Here is a 3953-nt window from a genome sequence, read left to right as displayed (position 1 = left end):
CGTCACCGCCGACCCGCCCCTGCCCGGCGCCGAGGCTCTCGTCGGCGCGAGCGTGCCCGGCGGGTTCCGCCGGGCCATCGCCGCCGCCCTGCCGGCCGAGACGTCCTCGCTGGGGCACCTGCTGCTCGACGACGTCCCCGGCGCGGTCATCATCTCCGGGTACGCCTGGGCGGTGGAGCCCGGCGAGAACGGACCGCATCCGGGCGGCATGGCCCAGGCCGACATCTGCTCGGGCTGGCGCTCCGACGGCACGATGATGATCGCCATGCGTACCGAGGGCGGCCTGCCGCCGATGGCCGGCCCCGTCGCCCCCGACCTCGCCGACCCCGACGACCCGGCCGGCTGGCACGAGTTGGCGCCGCTGGGCGTGCACGGGGTGCGTCGCCGCCGCCGGCTCGACCTGACCGCCCACGACGGGCTGCTCGACGTCGACGCGATGTTCCGCGACACCTACGTCGACTCCGACGGCGACGAGACCGTCGTCCACGAGTACGGCCTGACCGCCGGGATCGACGCCGCGACGTTCACCGTCGTGACGGTCGCCGCGCAGCCGCGGGTGCTGCCCTGGGTCGAGTGCCCGCTGGCCGGGGCGAGCGCGGACCGTCTCGTCGGCACCGACGTCCGCGCCGTGCGCGGGCTGGTCGGCGGCGCCTTCCGCGGCATTTCCACCTGCACGCACCTCAACGACCTGCTGCGGTCCCTCGGCGACGTCGAGGCGCTGGCCGCCGCGGCCATTCGGGGAATGAATTGCGGGGCACTGTCCTAGCGGTATCCCTGTAGTACCGTCCAGGAATGGTCAGGGATATTCGTGAAGTCACCCCGGAAGAACACTGGAAGCAGTTCGAGGAGGCCTGGACGGCGCTGCTCAGCTACCGCTATCTGGGAAAGCTGAGCCCCGATCTCGACAGCTCCGTCGAACGGGAGACGATGCCGCTGCGCCACGACATGCGCAACGCCACCGGCGGCATCATGGCGGCGCCGCTGTGCATCGCCTCGCCCGAGCCCTACTGGCTGGACAGCCAGTGCGTGCCGGCGCCGGTGGTGATGTCCTACGACATCCTCGACAGCGCCCGCGACGTCCGCGGTGTCGTCGTGCACCGCGACGTCATCCACCTCGGCCGCACCATGGGCTTCAGCCGGTCACTGACGGTCGACGCCGACGACCCGAGCCGGGTGATCGCCGTGTCGTGCGGGACCGGGGTGAGCCTCGGCGACGTCCCCGAGGACTACCAGAAGGTCCCCAACCCCCCGGTCCCGGTCGTCGACTCCCCGTCACTGCCGCCGCTGCACCAGGTCTTCGGGGCGCGCCGTGGGCAGGACGGGTTCTGGCGGCTGCCCGAGGTCACCCCGGAGCTGTCCTCGCCGCACGCGGCGCTGCACCTCGGGCCGATCAACATCGTCCTGGAGGCCGCGGCGACGGACGCCGCCGCCGCCCACGCCGGCACCGACGCGCTGCAGGTCGACAGCTGGATCGTCATGTTCATCCGCCCCGGCGTCGCCGGGCCGTTCCGGGCCGAGGCCGAGGTCGTCAGCGGGCGCTCCGAGCGGATCGCGACGCAGCTCACCCTGCGCGACGAGGGTCGCGGGGACCGTGTCGTCAGCGTCGCCCGCGCCGTCTTCCGCCGGGTGTGACACACGTCGAGTGAGCGGGCTGTTTCGGGGCGTCCCGTCATTGACGATACTTGCGGTGCGTTCATAGAATAGCGTTCTACGTGCGGCGAATAGGTGTCCTCCGTATCCTGCGCCGGGATTCCTCTGTCATTCGGGGATCTCGTTTGCGTCGGTTCCGCCGGCCGAGCCGCATCGAGTCCGAGAGGTGCTTCGCGTGCCGGTTCCGGTTCCGGTCATCAATGACGCCGTCACCTGGTGGGAGCTGATCGAGCGCCGGGCGCGGGCGACCCCGGAGCTGGCGATGCTCGTCGACGCCGGCGGGCGGCGGCTGACCTTCGGCCAGTTCCGCGATGTCGCCGAGCGGGCCGCCGCCGGGCTGTGGGAGCTGGGGGTGCGCCCGGGGGAGACGGTGAGCTGGCAGCTCCCGACGACGATCGAGGCCGCCGTGCTCATGTCGGCGCTGGCCCGCCTCGGCGCGGTGCAGAACCCGCTCATCCCGGTCCTGCGCGAGGCCGAGGTCGACTTCATCGTCGGCCAGCTCGGGGCCCGCTGGATCGTCGTCCCCGAGGTCTTCCGCCGGTTCGACCATCGGACGATGGCGGAGAAGGTCGCCGCCCGCCACGGTGCCCGCGTCCTCGTCTGCGACCCGGCAGCGGCATCGGACGCGATCGCGTTGCCGCTGGGTGATCCGGCCGTGCTGCCGCCCCTCGACGCCGACGGTGACGCCGCCGGTGACGCGGTGCGGTGGGCGTTCTACACCTCGGGCACCACGGGCGTGCCCAAGGGCGTGCGGCACACCGACCGTTCGGTGCTCGCCAGCTCCAACGGGATGGTCTACCAGCTCGGGTTCACCGACGCCGACGTCGCCTCCATCCCGTTCCCGCTGGCGCACATCGGCGGCCCGGGGATGCTGGGCCTCATGGCGCGGGTCGGATGTTCGGGCGTGCTGGTGGAGACCTTCGACCGGGAGCTCACCCCGGGGCTGCTCGCCCGCCACGGCGTGACGATGCTCGGCAGCGCCGCCCCGTTCTTCCACGCCTACCTCGACGCGCAGGCCCGCCACGGCGCCGAGCCGCTGTTTCCGCGGCTGCGGCTGTGCGTCTCCGGCGGGGCGCCCAACGAACCGGGCCTGCACACCCGGATCCGCGCCGAGCTCGGCGGCGCCGGGATCTGCAACGGCTGGGGCCTCACCGAGCATCCCGTCGTCGGCTACGCCGCGCCCGGGTCCCCGGACGACCGGATGGACCGCACCGCCGGCCGGCCGGCGCCCGGGGTCAGCGTGCGGGTCGTGCGCGCCGACGACACACTCGCCGCGGTCGGGGAGGAAGGCGAGCTGCGGCTGACCGGCCCGCAGCTGTTCGCCGGTTACACCGATCCCACCCTCGACGCGGGCGCCCTCGACGAGGCCGGCTACCTGCGCAGCGGCGATCTCGGCTACGTCGACGCCGACGGCTGGCTGTACGTGACCGGGCGGCTGAAGGACATCATCATCCGCAACGCGGAGAACATCTCTGCGCTGGAGGTCGAGGCGGTCGTGCTGCGCCACCCGGCGGTCGCCGAGGTCGCCGTCGTCGGGCTGCCCGACGCCCGCACGGGGGAGCGCGCCGTCGCCGTGGTCGTACCCGACCCGGGCCAGCCGGCGCCGACGCTCGCGGCGCTCGTGGCGTTCTGTCGCGCCGAGGGCCTCGCCCCCTACAAGCTCCCCGAACAGCTCGAACTGGTCGCCGAGCTCCCCCGCAACTCCATGGGCAAGGTCCTCAAACGCCAGCTCCAGCTCGCCTTCTGAAGCGGATGGTGACCGGCAGACGGCTGGACGTGCAGGCGAGTGGTGGTTGGCCGTGAGCCGGCCTGGCTGTCCGCCGCCTGACCCACGTCCATGGAGCGTGGAGAACTGGCTGAGCTGCCGAAATGGACGAATTAGGGTGGCAGTCAGGGCGACTTCGGCGGGAGGGGTGCGGGATGGGCGGCGCGTATGACGGGGTGCGGGTCCTCGACGCGAGCGGGGCGATCGCGGGTGCGACGGCCGCGATGTACCTCGGCGACCAGGGCGCCGACGTCGTGCGATTACTCCCGCCGGGGCATGGCCCGCTCGACGGCGGCCCGGGTGCGCTGTGCTGGGACCGCAACAAGCGGCTGTGCACCCTCGACCGGACGACTCCCGCCGGGGTGGCGCAGCTTCGCCGGCTGCTCGGCGCCGCCGACGTGCTCGTCGTCGACGGCACCCCCGACGACCTCGACCGCGACGGCCTCGACCCGGACCGCGTGCGCGCCGCGTATCCGGAGCTGATCCACCTGTGGCTGCCGCTGCTCGCCCCGGCGCCGCCGTGGGGCCGGCTGCCGGC

4 protein-coding genes are annotated in these 3953 nt (G+C 73.2%); all 4 read left to right on the top strand.

The genetic code is table 11. From position 1 onward, the window contains the following. A partial coding sequence (locus ND748_RS27310) for a DUF2889 domain-containing protein (RefSeq protein ID WP_251749081.1) occupies positions 1-766 on the top strand: 766 nt, incomplete at its 5' end. 26 nt (positions 767-792) lie between these two features. Further along, positions 793-1632 carry a hypothetical protein gene (locus tag ND748_RS27305; RefSeq protein WP_251749080.1) on the top strand — a complete coding sequence of 280 codons (840 nt, stop codon included), beginning with the start codon at positions 793-795 and terminating at the stop codon, positions 1630-1632. Positions 1633-1825: 193 nt separating this feature from the next. Beyond that, positions 1826-3397: a class I adenylate-forming enzyme family protein gene (locus ND748_RS27300; protein ID WP_251749079.1), complete on the top strand. Its 1572-nt coding sequence runs from the start codon at positions 1826-1828 to the stop codon at positions 3395-3397. Positions 3398-3570: 173 nt separating this feature from the next. Beyond that, a partial coding sequence (locus ND748_RS27295; RefSeq protein WP_251749078.1) for a CoA transferase occupies positions 3571-3953 on the top strand: 383 nt, incomplete at its 3' end.

The sequence above is a fragment of the Frankia sp. AiPs1 genome (genome assembly GCF_023716945.1).
Classification (GTDB): domain Bacteria; phylum Actinomycetota; class Actinomycetes; order Frankiales; family Frankiaceae; genus Frankia.
This window is presented reverse-complemented; position numbering and strand designations above follow the sequence as displayed.

Excerpts from the sequence above, each read along its gene's own strand:
- ND748_RS27305 (WP_251749080.1), top strand. The coding sequence starts at position 793 with ATGGTCAGGGATATTCGTGAAGTCACCCCGGAAGAACACTGGAAGCAG.